The organism is Flavobacterium selenitireducens (assembly GCF_014748335.1).
GTDB classification, from domain to species: Bacteria; Bacteroidota; Bacteroidia; order Flavobacteriales; family Flavobacteriaceae; genus Flavobacterium; species Flavobacterium selenitireducens.
The window spans coordinates 1-633 of the sequence record NZ_JAAVIY010000035.1 but is presented as its reverse complement, the minus strand read 5'-3'; the positions used below and the strand labels follow the sequence as shown (position 1 = coordinate 633).

1 pseudogene is annotated in these 633 nt (G+C 62.9%); it reads right to left on the bottom strand.

From position 1 onward, the window contains the following. Positions 1-633: pseudogene (locus tag HC229_RS16540) on the bottom strand (hypothetical protein); the annotation flags it as partial.

Genomic DNA, 633 nt, shown 5'->3' with positions numbered 1-633 from the left:
CCACGATCGAGGCCTCACCGCAGGCACTGCGCACGGCAACGGTATGCTCGCCCGGGCCTACATTGGTAAAGAGACCGCCGTTGGCAAGCCATGGCCCGCCGTCAAGGCTGTACTCGAAGGCATCAGGGTTGACACCCTCCACGCTGACCTGGATCGATTGGTTGTCCTGGAAGGCACCGCTTACGGTATAGCTAAGGTTGAACGGCTGGCTTGATTCCACCACCTCAAAAGCCTGTGAAGGTCCCGAGACGCAGGCAGAGGCGCTGGTGGAGGTCAGCACCACCGTGTACTCGCCGGCAAGGTCCACCTGTATGCTCTGTCCGGTAAGGCCCGTGTCCACGCCATCGAGGAACCACTGGTAGGTATAGGCACCCGCAGGGGAAGCCGTCAGGGTAATCGGCGTGGCCGCTCCCGAACCGTTGTCGATACAGATCGTCGTCTCCCCGGTGATCAAAGGAGTCACGAGTGCCTCCACGGTAACTTCCACCGTTACGGCATCGCTGCGGCATGGCGCCGGGTCAGGCGTCACGTCCGTGCCCAGGTTGGAGACCACCGCATACAGCGTGGCCGTGCCGCTCGGGAAGGCCGTTGGATCGGCAATCGGCGTATTGGAGGCCAGATCGGCCGCGTTGG